Source organism: Rhodanobacter sp. Root179, from assembly GCF_001428465.1.
GTDB lineage: Bacteria > Pseudomonadota > Gammaproteobacteria > Xanthomonadales > Rhodanobacteraceae > Rhodanobacter.
On record NZ_LMHR01000087.1, the window covers coordinates 24,608 to 40,361 of the forward strand.

The 15,754-nt window shown below is 65.9% G+C and carries 9 protein-coding genes; 4 read left to right on the forward strand and 5 right to left on the reverse strand.

Going from position 1 to position 15,754, the window contains the following annotated elements; all coding sequences use genetic code 11:
- The first annotated feature begins 64 nt into the window (after nucleotides 1-64).
- Together smc and zipA are read left to right on the forward strand one after the other, a co-directional pair.
- Entirely contained in the window at nucleotides 65-3,574 is a 3,510-nt protein-coding gene (gene smc / locus ASD82_RS14585; protein WP_056718538.1) for a chromosome segregation protein SMC, read from the forward strand.
- A gap of 10 nt (nucleotides 3,575-3,584) precedes the next feature.
- Nucleotides 3,585-4,574 carry a cell division protein ZipA gene (zipA, locus tag ASD82_RS14590; RefSeq protein WP_056718632.1) on the forward strand — a complete coding sequence of 330 codons (990 nt, stop codon included), beginning with the start codon at nucleotides 3,585-3,587 and terminating at the stop codon, nucleotides 4,572-4,574.
- A 6-nt stretch (nucleotides 4,575-4,580) separates the two neighbouring features.
- Here the strand turns inward: zipA and msrA are convergent, their stop codons facing one another.
- The 5 genes from msrA to ASD82_RS14615 all read right to left on the reverse strand — a co-directional run bounded on the left by msrA (nucleotide 4,581) and on the right by ASD82_RS14615 (nucleotide 12,873).
- Complete coding sequence (gene msrA, locus ASD82_RS14595) at nucleotides 4,581-5,090, reverse strand: peptide-methionine (S)-S-oxide reductase MsrA (RefSeq protein ID WP_056718539.1); 510 nt, start codon at nucleotides 5,088-5,090, stop codon at nucleotides 4,581-4,583.
- A complete protein-coding gene (msrB, locus tag ASD82_RS14600; protein ID WP_056718540.1) occupies nucleotides 5,087-5,536 on the reverse strand; it encodes a peptide-methionine (R)-S-oxide reductase MsrB in 450 nt (149 codons plus the stop codon). The genes msrA and msrB overlap by 4 nt, the downstream gene beginning before the upstream one ends.
- A 407-nt stretch (nucleotides 5,537-5,943) precedes the next feature.
- Nucleotides 5,944-8,208, reverse strand: coding sequence for a glycoside hydrolase family 3 C-terminal domain-containing protein (locus ASD82_RS14605; RefSeq protein WP_056718633.1), 2,265 nt, complete (start codon nucleotides 8,206-8,208; stop codon nucleotides 5,944-5,946).
- Nucleotides 8,209-8,248: 40 nt separating this feature from the next.
- Complete coding sequence (locus tag ASD82_RS14610) at nucleotides 8,249-9,541, reverse strand: hypothetical protein (protein WP_235580732.1); 1,293 nt, start codon at nucleotides 9,539-9,541, stop codon at nucleotides 8,249-8,251.
- A gap of 71 nt (nucleotides 9,542-9,612) precedes the next feature.
- Nucleotides 9,613-12,873, reverse strand: a complete 3,261-nt coding sequence (locus ASD82_RS14615) for a TonB-dependent receptor (protein WP_056718541.1) — start codon at nucleotides 12,871-12,873, stop codon at nucleotides 9,613-9,615.
- A 412-nt stretch (nucleotides 12,874-13,285) separates the two neighbouring features.
- On the opposite strand from ASD82_RS14615, the gene ASD82_RS14620 reads away from it, so the two are divergent.
- A complete protein-coding gene (locus tag ASD82_RS14620; RefSeq protein ID WP_056718542.1) occupies nucleotides 13,286-14,299 on the forward strand; it encodes a LacI family DNA-binding transcriptional regulator in 1,014 nt (337 codons plus the stop codon).
- Between the two features lie 58 nt (nucleotides 14,300-14,357).
- Nucleotides 14,358-15,656, forward strand: coding sequence for an MFS transporter (locus ASD82_RS14625; RefSeq protein ID WP_082585373.1), 1,299 nt, complete (start codon nucleotides 14,358-14,360; stop codon nucleotides 15,654-15,656).
- Nucleotides 15,657-15,754 lie beyond the last annotated feature (98 nt).

Here is a 15,754-nt window from a genome sequence, read left to right on the forward strand (position 1 = left end):
GCGTTTGGCACAGTGCCCTGTCGCCCGGCTGCACGGGCCTTACCGTTGACCCGTTGAAGACCGCATGCGCCTGAGCACCATCAAACTCGCCGGTTTCAAGTCCTTCGTGGACCCGACCACCCTTCATCTGCCCAGCAACATGATCGGTGTGGTCGGTCCCAACGGTTGCGGCAAATCCAACATCATCGACGCGATCCGCTGGGTGATGGGCGAGAGCGCGGCCAGCCGCCTGCGCGGCGACTCGCTGACCGATGTGATCTTCTCCGGCTCCAACACGCGCAAGCCGGTGGGGCAGGCCACGGTCGAGCTGATCTTCGACAACGCCGACGGTTCGGTGCAGGGCGAGTACGGCCAGTACGCCGAGATCTCGGTGAAGCGCCAGGTCACCCGCGACGGCCAGTCCTCGTACTACCTCAACGGCGCGCGCTGCCGCCGCCGCGACATCACCGACCTGTTCCTGGGCACCGGCCTCGGCCCGCGCAGCTACTCGATCATCGAGCAGGGCATGATCAGCCAGATCATCGAGGCGCATCCGGAAGAACTGCGCACGCATCTGGAAGAGGCCGCCGGCATCTCCAAGTACAAGGAGCGCCGCAAGGAAACCGAAAGCCGGATCAAGGCCACCCGCGAGAACCTCGACCGCGTGCGCGACGTGCGCGACGAAGTGGACAAGCAGCTCGAACATCTCAACCGCCAGGCCCGCGCCGCCGAGCGCTGGAAGGCGCTGAAGGAAGAGCAGACGCGCAAGGACGCCGAACTGCGTGCGCTGGAATATCGTGGCCTGAAGTCCCAGCACGAAGGCGAGGGCGCGGGGCTGTCCGCCGCCGAGATCGAGATCGAAAAGCAGCTCGCCGGCCAGCGCCAGATCGAGGCCCAGCTGGAAAGCGTGCGTGAACGCCACACCGACGCCAGCGAGCATCTGAATGCGGTGCAGGCTGACGTCTACAAGGTCGGCGCCGAGATTGCCCGGGTCGAGCAGCAGGTGCGCTACAACAAGGAAACCGCCGAACGCCTGCAGCGCGCCCATGGCGACGCCGAGCGCGAACATGCCGAACTGGCCGCGCACATCGCCACCGATCGCGAACAGGTCGAGGCGCTGCGCCTGGCCCTGGCCGAAGGCGAACCGAAACTCGAAGCGCTGCAGCAGCTGCAGGACGACACCGGCGAAGCCCAGCGCAACACCGAGGCCAAACTCGCCGACTGGCAACAGCGCTGGGACAGCCACACGCGCAACGCAGGGGAATCGAACCGCGCTGCGGAAGTGGAACGGACCAGGCTCAGCTACCTGGATCGTCAGGCGGTCGACCTGGCGCGCCGTCGCGAAGTGCTGGAAACCGAGCAGAAGGCTACCGACGTGGCGGCGCTGGATGCGGCCGGCGAGCAATTGACCAACGAGCACGAGACCCAGCGCGAACGCGTGGAGACGCTCGGCAGCCTGCTCGACCAGCACAAGTCTGGCCACGAAAAGGTGCTGGAAGACGAACGCCAGGTGCAGTCGACCCTCAACGAGGCGCGCCAGCAACTGCAGGCTGCTCGCGGCCGGCACGCTTCGCTGGAGGCCTTGCAGCACGCCGCGCTGGGACAGGACGAAGGCGCGGCCAGTGGGTGGCTGACGAAGCTGGGACTGGATCACTCGCGTCGCCTGGGCGGATCGCTGCAGGTGGAAGCCGGTTGGGAAACCGCGGTGGAAACGGCGTTGAGCGGCTTTCTGGACAGCGTGCTGGTTGACCAGGCGCACACGCTGGCCAGCGAATTTTCCTCGATCGAGAACGCCGACATGGCCTTGCTCGACGCCAGCGAAGGCGGCATCAACACCGCTGGCACCCTCGCGGCGCACGTGCGCGGGCCGGCGGCGGCGATGGCGATCCTTGGCCACGTGCTCACCGCGGCATCGCTGGACGAAGCGCATCAACGGGTGGTCTCGCTGTCCTCGCTGGCGCCGTACCAGTCGGTGATCACGCCGGCGGGCGAGTGGCTGGGTCCGGGCTGGGCACGCGTGCGCCGGGCGCAGGGCAGCCAGGTCGGCGTGCTGGCGCGCGAACGCGAGCTGCGCACGCTGGCCGAGCAGATCGCCACGCTGGAAGCGCAGCTGGAAGAAGCCAGCGAGCGGCTCGATACGCTGCGCACCAGCAAATTCGAGACCGAACGCGCGCGCGACGATGCCCAGCGCGAGCTGTACAACGCGCATCGCCGGCAGTCCGAACTGGCCGGCCAGTTGCAAAGCCACCGCGGCAAACTGGAAACCGCCCGCGCCCGCGCCGAGAAGGTCAAGGGCGAACTGGCAGATCTGAATCGGCAGATCGACGAATTGCAGGGCCAGACCCGCGAGGCACGCGCCCGACTGGACGAATCGGTCGGCCTGATGGGCGACCTCGAAGACCAGCGCCGCGAGCTGGAGAACGAACGTCGCGGCCTGCTCGAAGCGCGCGAGGAAGCGCGCATGAACGCGCGCGAGGCCGCCGAGCAGTCGCATTCGCTGGCGCTCGCGCTTGAGTCGAAGCGTTCCTCGCTGAGCTCGCTGGAACAGACGCTGGCCCGCATGGACACCCAACTGCGCCAGATCGAGATGCGCCGCAACGAAATCACCGAACAGCTCGCCGCGGGTTCCGATCCGATCGCCGAGCTCGAATCGGAGCGGCAGGCGTACCTGGACCAGCGCCTGCTGGTCGACAAGCAGCTGGTCGAGGCGCGTCGCGCGCTGGAGGACTGCGACATCGAGTTCCGCAAGCTGGAGCAGCAGCGTCACCTGGCAGAGCAGGGCCTGGCCACGCTGCGCGAAGGGCTGTCGCAGAAGCGGCTGGCGGCGCAGGCCTTGCAACTGCGCGCCGATCAGCTGGCCGAGGCGATCGCCGGATCAGGTCTGGAACTGGAAACGCTGCTGGCCGAACTCGCGCCCGACATCGATGCGGATCAGTGGCGTTCGCAGCTGAGTGACCTCGGCCAGAAGATCGCCCGGCTTGAACCGGTGAACCTCGCTGCCATCCAGGAACACGCCGAACAGAGCGAGCGCAAGACCTACCTGGACAACCAGCTCACCGACCTGGTCGATGCGATGGAGACGCTGGAAGGTGCGATCAAGAAGATCGACCGCGAAACGCGCCAACGTTTCAAGGAGACCTTCGACAAGGTCAACGCTGGCGTGCAAGAACTGTTCCCGCGCCTGTTCGGCGGCGGCCATGCCTACCTGGAACTTACCGGCGACGACCTGCTCAACACCGGCGTGACAATCATGGCGCGCCCGCCGGGCAAGCGTCCATCCAACATCTCGCTGCTGTCCGGCGGCGAAAAGGCGCTGACCGCAGTATCGCTGGTGTTCGCGATCTTCGGTCTCAACCCGGCACCGTTCTGCCTGCTCGACGAGGTCGACGCACCGCTGGACGAGGCCAACGTGGGCCGCTTCTCCAGCTTGGTGCGCGAGATGAGCGAGCAGGTGCAGTTCATCTTCATCAGCCACAACAAGGCGACCATGGAAGCGGCCACCCAGCTGTGCGGCGTGACCATGCGCGAACCCGGTGTTTCGCGACTGGTGCAGGTGGATCTGGCCGAAGCGGCTAAACTGGCAGGCGCTGCCTGAGGAACCCATGATGACGTTGCAACCCGTGCTTGCCCTTGCCTGGAATCCCGCCGTCGGCATTCCGATGCTGATCGTCGGCCTCATCGTGCTGGCGCTGCTGTGGCTGTTCGGCCAGCCCAGGAAGGAGCAGGGCAAACGCCGCGTCGTGCCCGGCCCGCATGCCGGCGAGCGGCGCGAACCGACCTTCGGCGAATCGGATATCGAGCCGGTCGCTGACGATGTCTTCCGCGGCGATGCCAGGCCGCAGCAAGGCGAGCTGGAGGTGGGCTTGCGCGAGGAGCTGGAGCGCCTGGGCGCCACGCTGTCGGGCGACCGGGGCAGGGAACCCGGCGCGGCAGTTGCGCCGAAAACCCCCAGGACCAGGCAGCCACCGAAGCTGGCGGATCACGTGGCCTCGATCATCGATGCCTTGCGAGCTCCCAGTTCCAGCGATCCGGTGGCGCAGAACACCGACCTGCCGGCGGAAGCGCCGGTCGTGGAAACTCCATCGACACCCGCACCGGCCGCGGCGGCTCCCCAGCGTTCCGATCTGGGGCGGCGGCCGCCGCAGTTGCCGGTGGAACGCATCATCACGCTGTTCGTGGTGGCCCGCGAAGGCGAACGTTTCCACGGCCCGGACCTCGTGGTGGCCGCCGAAAAAGCCGGCCTGGAATTCGGCGACATGGGCATCTATCACCGCCTGGTCGACGGCAAGCGCGAGCTGGGACCGATCTTCAGCGTCGCCAACATGCTCAAGCCGGGCAACTTCGACCTCGCCCGGCTGGAAGATCTGCGCACACCGGGCGTCAGCTTCTTCATGACCCTGCCGGCGCCGCTGCCGGCGCTGGACGCATGGGACGCCATGCTGCCCACCGCGCAGCGGCTGGCCGAGTTGCTGGATGGCCATGTGCTCGACGAGGAGCGCAACGCGCTCGGACGTCAGGGCATCGCCCACATCCGCGACCAACTGCGTGGCTGGGATCGCGACCACGAAGGCAAGGAAATCATCTTCGGCCGCTGAGGCGTTTCAGGCCTGCGCGTCACGCCTCGGCAGTTTCCAGTCGGGGCGGATGAAGTGGCAGGTATAGCCCTGCGGGTAACGTTCCAGATAGTCCTGGTGTTCCGGTTCTGCCTCCCAGAAACCACCCGCCGGCGCCACTTCGGTCACCACCTTGCCCGGCCACAGGCCGGAGGCGTCGACGTCCGCAATGGTGTCTTCGGCGACCTCCTTCTGCGCATCCGAGGTGTAGAAGATCGCCGAACGATAGGACGTGCCACGATCATTGCCCTGGCGGTTGGCCGTGGACGGGTCGTGGATCTGGAAGAAGAATTCCAGCAGGCTGCGATAGCTGACCCGCGATGGATCAAACACGATCTCGATGGCCTCGGCATGGCTACCGTGATGGCGGTAAGTCGCGTTCGGCACGTCGCCGCCGCTGTAGCCGACCCGGGTGGAGAGCACGCCATCCTGCTGGCGAATCAGGTCCTGCATGCCCCAGAAGCAGCCTCCGGCAAGCACCGCACGCTCGGTCGTCATCGCACATCCTCCACCTGATCCAGGTACGCGCCGTAACCCTGCGCCTCCATCTCGTCACGAGGGACGAAACGCAGCGAGGCGGAATTGATGCAATAGCGCAGGCCGCCACGATCCTTCGGGCCGTCCGGAAAGACGTGGCCGAGATGGCTGTCGCCATGGGTCGAGCGCACCTCGGTGCGGATCATGCCGTGGCTGCTGTCACGCAGCTCGTTCACGTGGGCCGCCTCGATCGGCTTGGTGAAGCTCGGCCAGCCGCAACCCGACTCGAACTTGTCCGACGAGGCAAACAGCGGTTCGCCCGAAACGACATCCACGTAGATGCCGGGCTCCTTGTTGTGCAGGTATTCGCCCGTGCCGGGGCGTTCGGTGCCACTTTCCTGGGTGACCCGATACTGCTCGGGACTCAGTTGCGACAAGGCCTCGGGACTTCTGTTGTAACGGGACATGCGGCGCCTCCTGTCGTGGTTGCGATGCAGACAGAAATGGCAGTGCCGGCGCGCATATCAAGGACCGGCGACAAAAATATCCGGAAAGAGGGTGCTTCAGATTTCCTTGCGCTCGTACGCTTCGCGGAACAACCTTGCCAGCTCGCAGGTCAGCCACCATTGGCGCATGTCGCGTTCCCGACAGGTCCGACCCGCCGGAACGTGCAGGCCGAGCCGGTTGATCGTCTGTGGACAACGTGCGAAGTGGAGCCAGAAGTTGAGCCATGAAATTCAACAGCCCAGGTGGGGTAACCCCCGCCGGTTCGCTCCCGCTCTCATGGACGATCAGGTCAAATTATCGGGGCAGGCAGGGTTACCCAAGTTGGCGAAACGTGTTCCCGTTTGACATCCCGACAAGGCGTGCCGGCTCAGCGCTTACCCGTCACGCAGGGTCGAGTTGCACCTGGGGGCGACGCGTCGGCGCCCCAGGAGACTGCCGTGAGTGTCACCTTGCCTTCGCCCTGAAACGACATGGCCGAGTGGCCGAGCTGCAATTGATAGGTGCCGGCCGGGCGTAGCCAGCGCTGGCCATGGCTGTCGAAACTCACCAGCAGGCGCGGGTCGGCGGCGACCGTAAGGTGCGCGGACTGGCCGGGCTTCAGGCTGACGCGGCACCAGCCGGCCAGTCGCCGCGCATTGTTCGAACCTGGCGGGGTCACGTAGAGCTGTGGCACATCAGCGCCCACGCGTGCGCCGCGATTGGTGACAGTGAACGAGGCGATGAGCTTGCCGCCTTCCACACGTGGCTTGAAGTCGCTGTAGTCGAAGTGCGTGTAACTCAGGCCGTAGCCGAACGGGAACAGCGGTTCGAAGTGCTGGCGCTGGTACCAGCGGTAGCCTACGTCAGCGCCTTCGAGGTCGTAGTCGACGTCCTGCGCCGGCTGGCCTTGCGGCGGCAGGCCGATGGCGGCGAGGCCTGCGCCGGGGATAGTCGGGCGCGCCAGTTGCGATTCGTCGCGCGGCCAGGTGATCGGAAGGCGACCGGAGGGATCGACCTCGCCGTACAGCAGCCGCGCGATCGCCTCGCCGCCGGCCGCACCGGGGTACCACGCTTCCAGTACGGCGCCGACCTTGTCCAGCCAGGGCATCGCCACCGGCCCATTGTTCTCCAGCACGACGATGGTGAGCGGGTTGGCCTTGGCCACGGCGGCCACCAGTGCGTCCTGGTTGCCCGGCAGGGTGAGGTGCGGCGCGTCGAAACTTTCCGCCGCCCACTGCTCGACGAACACCACGGCCACCCTGGATTGAGCGGCCAGCTTCGCGGCGGCGGCGATGTCCTCGCCGCTGGCGTAGCCCACCGTGCCATGCGCGCGTTGCCTGATCGCCGCCAGTGGTGCGGATGGCTGGTAGATGCGTGGCCCCGGCCACTCGGCGGGCGCCAGGCCCGGCACCGCGTTGCCCTGCGGCGACTGCACCGCGGAGGAGCCGCCGCCGGTCAGCACACCCTTGTCGGCATGGCCGCCGATCACCGCCACGGACTGCGCGGCGGACAGCGGCAGCAGCGCGTCCTGGTTGCGCAGCAGCACCGCGCCGGCTTCCTCGGCGCGCTGCGCCACCTTGCGGTCCGCGGCGAAGTCGATGGGCGCTTGCCTTGCTGGATGATCCATCACGCCGGCGGCGAACAGGCTGCGCAGGATGCGTCGCGCCATGTCGTCGATACGCGACTGCGGCACCTGGCCGGATGCGACCGCGGCACGCAGCGGCTGGTCGAAGTAAACCTCCTTGTCGAAGGTTTCGCCGGCCGATTCCTGATCCAGTCCGGCCAGCGCGGATTTCGCGGCGCTGTGAACCGCACCCCAGTCCGACATCACAAAGCCGGGGTAGTGCCAGTCGTGCTTCAGCACGTCGTTGAGCAGCCAGCCGTCCTCGCAGGCATAGACGGCGTTGATGCGGTTGTAGGAACACATCACCGAGCCCGGGTGGCCGGTCGCGATGGCGATCTCGAAGGCGAGCAGGTCGGACTCGCGCGCGGCGGCGCGGTCGATATTCGCGCTCAGCGTGGTGCGGTCGGTTTCCAGGTCGTTGAGCGCATAGTGCTTGATGGTGGAGACGAGATGCTGGCTCTGGATGCCGGCGATGGCGTTGCCGGCGATCACGCCGGCCAGCAGCGGGTCTTCGCCCGCGTATTCGAAATTGCGGCCGTTGCGCGGGTCGCGCACCAGGTCCACGCCGCCGGCCAGCATCACGTTGAAGCCGCGGCGATGCGCCTCGCCGCCTATCATCGCTCCACCTTCGCGGGCGATCGTAGGATCGAAACTGGCCGCGGTGGCCAGGCCCGAGGGCAGGGCGGTGGCGCCGAGCTTGTGCGGCTTGGCCACGCCGAGACCGGCATCGCTTTCCTGTAGCGCGGGCAGGCCCAGTCGCGCGATCGCCGGCCCATAGCCAGCCGAACCCAGCGCGCCCGATGCCATCACGTGGCCGTTCTCGGTGTCGCCGAAGTCGACGCGAATCAGCCGGAATTTCTCGTCTTGCGTCATCGCCTTCAGTACGAGGTCGGCGCGCTGGTCGGGCGTCAGCCTGGCGTTCAGCCACGGGTGCGCGTCGCCGCTCGCGTTCGCGGTGGTGCATGCACCGCCGAAGGCCCATAGGGCGATGCCGATCAAGGAAGCAATGCGGGTCTTGTGGAGTGCCATGACGTCCCCTTCGTTTTTCCGGAACAGATTGGATGCATGCTCATCGCGGGTGCCGGGTGGCAAACGCTTGACTCGGCAGGTACGGATTGCGATTCGATGCGGCGATCACGGCCCAAGCCGTCGCGGCAAGGCATGGCCGGTGGTAGTACCAGGCATATAGCGCCACGATGCGTGGCTCGGGCGTGGCGTAGAGGAAGCCGCCCGGCGAGGCCTGCTGCGCGATCCTGGCGAACAGCGTGTCCGCCCTGGCCTCGTCGCCGACCCATCGCCAGGCGAGCGCGGCCTGCGCGGTGCCTTCCGTCCACATGCCGTCGCGGGCATCGGTGAAAGCGTAGCCGCCCTTGACCCCATGCCTGCGTTCGACCCAGCCCAGCGCGCGCCGCCATGCCTTCGGCGCGTCCGGCAGGAGTTGCGCCCAGAGCTGCACATCGAGGGCGGATGGCGAGCGCAGCGGCGCCACGCCGTCGCCTTCGGTGCCCGTCCAGAAATGCCCGCTCGCGGCATCCCATTGCTGCGCCACGAAATCACGGGCGTGCTTCGCCTGTGCGTTCCAGTCGCCGCCGGGTGCGGAGATCCGGGCCAGCCACGCGAACATCGCGGCCAGGTCGATGTTGTGCTCGGTCGATTTCCATGATGCCTTGCGTGGCACCAGCAAGTAAAACTCGATGCCGCCGTGGAAGCCGGCCGCGCCGTGCGCGTCCGACGCGTGGGCGACGACCCAGTCGGCGAGATGTACCGCGGCATCGCGCCAGCGCGTCTCGCCGGTGGCGTCGTGCAGCGCCAGCAACGCCAGTGCGATCCACGCGACGTTGCCGCAGGAGCTGCCGTCCTGGTACGCGCCGGCATACTGCTGCGCGGCATCGACCCATTGTTTGCGTTGCGCATCCTGCCAGCCGTTCGACAAGGGCTTGTCGCCTGCGACCGCGCCTGCGCGATACGCGTCGCGCAGGCGCGCGTCATGCATGGCCGCGAGGCGCAATGCTTCGCCGATGCGTTCCGCCTGCGGCCGCCTGCCGCAGGCGAGCAGGGCGATGACGGCGAGCGCGTTGTCGTAGGCGAACGCCACCGTGTGCAGTGGCGGCAGGGCGGGTGCGCCTTGTCCGCGTTCGCTGTCGTAGCTGCGTAGTAGTACCGGGCCGTTGCCCGGCAGCGCATCGACGCGCGCGGCGATGGCGTCGCAGCCTGCACGCTCGAGTGCTGCAATCCTTGGCGTCGCGGACGCCGCGGTTTTCGCATGCACCTGCATTGCGGTGCATGCGGCAAGCAGCAGGCAGGCGAACAAGGCCGCCACTCCCGCCTTCACGGGAATGGCGGCAACCGGGGAACTCGCCATGTCGTGTTGCCATCTCGCCATGGCACGTGGTTCGGCATGCACCATGGCGGGAGCCTGTTGCACGGGACCGGTCAGAAGTCCGCGCGCAGGCTGAGGTTGTAGCGGGTGTCGTTGCGAAAGAAACCCTTGGGCACGGTGGTGCCGTTGGTGTCGATGATTTCGCGGCTCTTGAACGTCGAGTTCAACAGGTTGGCCACCTGCAGGGCCACCTTGACGTGGTCGTTGAGCGAGTAGATCAGCGAACCGTCCAGCCGGCCCTGGGATGCGGCCATGACCGGCAGGAACGGATAATCCGCCTCCTGGCCCGTGATCAGGAACTGCGAGCGCCAGTTCCACGCCAGCCGCGCCGACAGCGGGCCTTTTTCGTAATACGTGGTGAAGTTGAAGGTATCGCGGGACAATTCGCCTGGCGGCAGCTTGAGCTGGTTGACGCACTGCGTAGCCGCCAGATACGTGGCGGGGCAGTAGTTGACCACGCCGAAGGCCAGTCCGTGCGGCTTGATGTAGGTGTAGTTGGTCTGCACGCCAAAGCCGGACAGCCAGCCAGGCAGGAAATCGAATTTCTGCTGGTAAGCCAGTTCTGCCCCGCCCACGCTGCCCTTCTGGTCGAGGTTGGCCAGGCCCGCCGTGTACTGCTCCGGATAGGTCACGCCGTTGTTCGTCACCGTGGTGTTCACCACGTTGGTGATGTACTGGATGGTGTGGTTCAACTGCTTCCAGAACAGCATGCCGGTCAACGAGCCGGCGTTGCCGAAATACCACTCCTGGGTCAGGTCGAAATTGTGCGCCGTGATGGGCTTGAGGTAGGGGTTCGTGCCGTTGTAGCCGTTGCCCACCGTCGGCTCGGTGCTGCCATTGGTCCCGTAAGGCAGCAGCCCGCTGATCGATTGGCCCGCTTCCAGCTGGTTGAGCGCCGGCCGGAAGATCGACTTGGAGAATGCGAAACGGGTGATGAGGTCATCGGTCCAGCCGATCGACAGATTGAAGCTGGGCAGCCAGTTGCCGTAGCCGTTGCTGGCCTTTATCGGGCTATAACCACCGTTGGCGAAAGTCACGTATTGCTGCTGCTGTGGCGAGGTGAGCGCGCAGAACGTGCCTGGTGAGGCCGGTTGGGTGCCATTTTTCGTTACGCCCTGGCAATACTCCGCGACGGTGGCATTGCCGAGAGCCTGCTTCATGTCCGGCAGCAGCAGATAGCCCGAGGCATCGTCCTGGGTATGCACGTAGCGCATGCCGATGTTGCCGCTGATCTGCAGGCCGCTCAGGAAATCCATGTTGCCGTTGCTGAAGTTCAGGCGGAGATAGGTGGCGTTGGTCTTTTCCCCGTTGGAAGAGATTTCCTGCGGCAGGTAATGCGTGCCCGGCACGAAGGTATAGCCGTACTGATCGCGTTCGTAGTTGGTGTAATAGGGACTCCACCAGTCCCAGCCCGGATTGATGGTCAGCGACTGCTGGTTGATCTGCTTCATCGCGGCGACGGACTGCCAGAATTGCGACTGCGGGTTGAGGTTGAAGAAGGGCGCGACCACGCCGAAATCACCGTGGTCGAAGGCAGGCAGGTTGACGTGATACGGGGAAACGTCGTTCGGTGTGTCGGCGGCAGTGACTGCCAGCCCCGGCCCGCCGGCGTAAGGCGTGCTGATGTCCCAGAAGTAGCTGTACGGCGAGGAATGCAGCGTTTCTTCCTGGTCGCTGTGCCGGAAACCGAACTGGATGTCGTCCAGCGGGCCCTTGTCCACGTCGAAGCTGCCGTCCAGGCGGAAGGCGCGCTGGTTGCCCCAGGACTTCTCCTGGTGATCCTGTGCCGCCGACCAATAGGTGTTGTTGGGGTTGGCGAAGTACTGGGCCGTCGTTTCGTTGGGATCGGGCGACAGCAGTTTGATCGTGGGCACATTGTCGCCGTGCGTGGCGATGTACCAGTTCGCCTGGGTCATCTGGCGAATGTAGTAGTAGGAATCCGAGTAATCGGAATGGGTGTCCTGCGCGTCCAGGCTGAGGTGCAGGCGGTCGTTGACGTTCCACTTCAGGTTGAAGGCGTAGTCGTTGGTCACATAGCGCCGCCTGAAGCCGGTGGTATTGAGCTGCGTCGGCACGCCGCCATAGGTGAACGGCAGGAAGGTCGATGCGGCCGGATCGCCCGAGATGATGCCGGACTGGAATACGCCGTTGGCGTCGTACACAGGCGTGGTGCCTGCCAGTGGCACGGCACAACCGGCCAGCGTCTGGCCGCTGCAGCCATCCGTCGATGCCTGCAGGGTGTGCTCGAAGGTGGTTTCGGAATCCGATGTCCGATTCCACGTCAATGCGGCCTGCCATGCCTTGTCCGGGCTTTCCCATTGCAGGGCCAGCGCATGGCCGAAGCGCGTGCTTGTTTCGTCCTGGTGGCGAAGGTCGCCGCCGACCGGCAGGTAGCGGTATTCGCCCGGCGCAAGGCCGGGGAGGGCGTCGGTTCTGCCACCCGGCAGGTCACAGCCATTGCACCGTCGCTGGTAATCGACCACGGAAATCGCATTGTCGGTCTGATAGATGCGGTCGTAGGCCACGTTGGCGAGGAAACCGAAGCGGCCGATGCCGGTATTCCAGTTGTGACTGAACAGGCCGGCGATCTGCGGCGTGCCCTTCTTGGCCAGGTCGCCCCAGTAGCTGCCGAGGGTGACGGAGGCCTGTGTATCCTTGTTGCTGTCGAAGGGCATGCGCGTGTTGAGGTTGATCGAGCCGGCGATGCCGCCTTCGATCATGTCCGCCGTCTGGTTCTTGCTCACCACCACCGATCCGATCAGCTCGGGCGACACGGTCGAGAAGTTGAGCCCCTGGCCCCCGCCGGCGGAGAACACCTCGCGGCCGTTGAACAGCGTGCTGGTATAGGGCAGGCCCTGCAGGCTGATGTCCGAACCCTGGATCGAGAAATGATCCGGGTCGGCGGCGACGCCGAAGGCGCTGACGGCTACACCCGGCACGCGTTGCAGGGCCTCGGTCACTGACAGGTCGGGCAGGGAGCCGGCGTCCTGCGCCGAGATCGCGTCGACCACGGTGTCGGCGTAGCGCTTGATGTTCTGCGCACGGTTCAGGCTGGACGAGTAGCCGTTGACGGTCATGCCGGTGAGCTGCTTCGCCTCCTTCTCGTTCGCCGTCGTGGCAGCGTTTTTCTTTTTTGCGGCGACCTTCGAATCCTTCTTCGCGGCGGGTGCAGCCTGCGCGGCCTGGTCCGCATCCTGCGGGGCAGGTTGCGCAGACAATGGGCTGGCCACGAACAGCGTCATCGCGATCGCGATGGGCAACAGGCGCAGTTGACTGGCGCCGCCTGCAAGCGGGTGCACGGATTGCTTCGTCACTTCGATATCTCCCCGGTTTTCAGTGAACGCTCGGCTAACGCGGTTCCGCCCTCGACCTCGGTTTCTTCCGCCAGCCGTCCAGACCCCAGACCCCAGACCATCGCCCCGCCTTCGTCGGCCAGGTGCAAACCTGCCTTTGCAGTCGGCGAGAAGAGATTGAAGTGGCGTGGGCGGCTGCCGCCGCAGGGCGCTTCGCCAACCGCCTCCGACGGACTTTCTCCTCTCTCCCGCGTTGCGTCCCCCCGCAAGCGGATCCCGCATTCGTCGCAAGCTAATCAAATGTACAAGCGCTGTCAACAGAAAATACCAGCGCTGGTACTTTCGCGTGAAACGGCCGGATTCCGTATGGTTGCGCGCCTTCCGCTTGGGGTAGGATGGAGCGCTGCAAGCCATACAGGGGCGGGATCTGCACATGCCTGCGAGAATCGAAGACGTCGCTGCGCATGCCGGCGTATCCACCAAGACGGTGTCCCGCGTGCTCAACGGCCATACGACCGTGCGCGCCAAGCTGCGCGCGCGGATCGAAGCGTCGATCCACGCGCTCAACTACGTGCCCAACGCGTCGGCACGCGGCCTGGCGGGGAATCGCTCGTACCTGGTCGCGCTGCTGTACGACAACCCGATGGCCGGTTCCAGCTACACCATGGAACTGATCGTGGGCGTGCTGCAGGCGTGCAAGGGCACGCCGTACAACGCGGTCCTGCATCCCTTCGACGCGGCGGACGACCTCGCTGCGCGGATCGATGGCTTCGTGGCGACGCACCGGCCGGACGCGCTGGTGCTGGTGCCGCCGCATGCGAACAACGTGAAGCTGCTGCAGCGCCTCGACGAGCTGGACATTCCTTACTCGACGATCTCCTCCAGGCTGCATCAGTCGCGCATCGACGTCGGCTTCGACGAGCGCAGGGCAGCGGCCGAGATTGTCGAGCACTTGGTCTCGCTCGGGCATCGCCGCATCGGCCACATCGCCGGGCTGCAGGGACACGGTGCGCGAACCTGGCGGCTCGGCGGCTATCGCGACGCCTTGCGCCGGGCCGGCATCGCTTACGACGAGTCGCTGGTGGTGGACGGGGATTTCGCCTTCGCCTCGGGCGTGGCCAGCGCGCGGACGCTGCTCGACCTGCGCCACCCGCCTACGGCGATCTTCGCGGCGAACGACGACATGGCTTGCGGCGTGATGCGCGAAGCCTACGAACGCGGGCTGTCGATTCCCGGCGACCTGTCGGTATGCGGCTTCGACGGCACGCCGGTGTCGCAGCTGATCTCGCCCGGCCTGACCACGGTGCATCAGCCATGCCGCGAGCTCGGATGCCTTGCCGTGCAAAGCGTGCTGCAGTCGATCCGCGACGCCGCCATCCCCCGGCAGGCGCGGGTGCCCTACGAGGTGCACTTGCGAGCATCCACGGCCGCGCCCCGGAAACCGTAATATTCGTCCAGAACCGGCGCAGGGGACCTGACGCGCGGATCGACGGAGCGGAGGGGCTGTGATCGACGACGAGGCCGGAGTGGCGTTGCGCGGGCTGCCCATGCCCTTCAGCGCGTGCGCGGATGCGGCGCCACCGGCGTGCCGCGTCGGCTGGCCGTTCATCGCGATCTACGGCATGGCTTACATGGGCCTGTGGATGGCGTTGCTGCCGCCCATCCTGGTGGGCTTGGCAATGCGCGTGAGCGAGATTGCCCCGGCGCATGCGACGGGCAGCCTGTCCCTGGTGGTAGGTCTGGGAGCGCTTATTGCGCTGTTCGGCAATCCGTTCTTCGGCAGCCTCTCGGATCGCACGACCTCGCGCTTCGGCATGCGACGGCCCTGGCTGATTGCCGGCGCCACGGGGGGAGCGGTCGGGTTGGCGGTCATTGCGACGGCCGTGTCGGTTCCGCAGCTGTTGCTGGGCTGGTGCATCACGCAGCTTGCCTACAATGCGCAATTGGCCGCGCTGACTGCAATCCTTGCCGATCAGATTCCAGAGCCACAGCGCGGCATGGTATCCGGCATCGTGGGTGTCAGCCTGCCGGTGGGCATGGTGGGAGGCACCTATTTGGTGGAGCTCCTTGCTCATTCCACGCTGGCCATCTTTCTGGTGCCGGCGGTGATCGCCCTGGTCGGCGCATTCCTCCTGGCCTGGGTATTGCCCGACCGTCGTCTGGTTGCAATGCAGCGGCTGCGTTACGGGTGGCGCGGATTTCTGAGCAGCTTCTGGATCAACCCGCTGCGCTACCCGGATTTCGTCTGGGCGTGGAGCAGCCGTTTCCTGCTCTATGCCGGTGTTGCGCTCCTGATGACCTACCAGGAGTTCTATCTGATCCACCAGTTGGGTTGCCCCTCAGCTGCCGTGCCGCGGTGGATCTTTCTGTCGACCCTGGTGCAATCCGCTGCGGTAGCGGTCTCCAGTGTCGTGGGCGGTGGGTTGTCGGATGCCAGCGGCCGGCGCAAGGCTTTCGTCTGCAGCACGGCACTGATCTATGCGCTGGCCTTGTTGATGATCGCTTTTGCCACTTCGTACGCTCTTTTCCTCGTGGCGATGGCGATCACCGGCCTCGCGCAGGGGGGATACCTGGCCGCAGATCTGGCGTTGGTGACCGATGTATTGCCAGAACGGGAAACACATGCAGCGAGGAACTTTGGCATCTTCAACATCGCCAGCGTCATGCCGCAGTCGCTGATGCCGGCCGTTGCGCCGGGCATCCTGTTGGCGAGCGGCGGGAGCTATACAGCGTTGTTCGCCATGGCAGCGGTTCTCGTCGCACTTGGAGCTTGGGCCATCTTGCCGGTGCGTGGCGCGCGCTGAAGAGGGCGATCAGCCTGTGTTCGCCTCGCACACTGATCAGCCATGAACGCCAGCGGTTGCGACATGATGAGAGGGTCGCACCAATTGTGGGATGAGCT

What these genes read in the sequence shown, in the direction of transcription:
- smc (WP_056718538.1), top strand. Translation starts at nt 65, where the DNA reads ATGCGCCTGAGCACCATCAAACTCGCCGGTTTCAAGTCCTTCGTGGAC.
- zipA (WP_056718632.1), top strand. Translation starts at nt 3,585, where the DNA reads ATGACGTTGCAACCCGTGCTTGCCCTTGCCTGGAATCCCGCCGTCGGC.
- msrA (WP_056718539.1), bottom strand. Translation starts at nt 5,090, where the DNA reads ATGACGACCGAGCGTGCGGTGCTTGCCGGAGGCTGCTTCTGGGGCATG.
- msrB (WP_056718540.1), bottom strand. Translation starts at nt 5,536, where the DNA reads ATGTCCCGTTACAACAGAAGTCCCGAGGCCTTGTCGCAACTGAGTCCC.
- ASD82_RS14605 (WP_056718633.1), bottom strand. Translation starts at nt 8,208, where the DNA reads ATGGCACTCCACAAGACCCGCATTGCTTCCTTGATCGGCATCGCCCTA.
- ASD82_RS14610 (WP_235580732.1), bottom strand. Translation starts at nt 9,541, where the DNA reads ATGGCGAGTTCCCCGGTTGCCGCCATTCCCGTGAAGGCGGGAGTGGCG.
- ASD82_RS14620 (WP_056718542.1), top strand. Translation starts at nt 13,286, where the DNA reads ATGCCTGCGAGAATCGAAGACGTCGCTGCGCATGCCGGCGTATCCACC.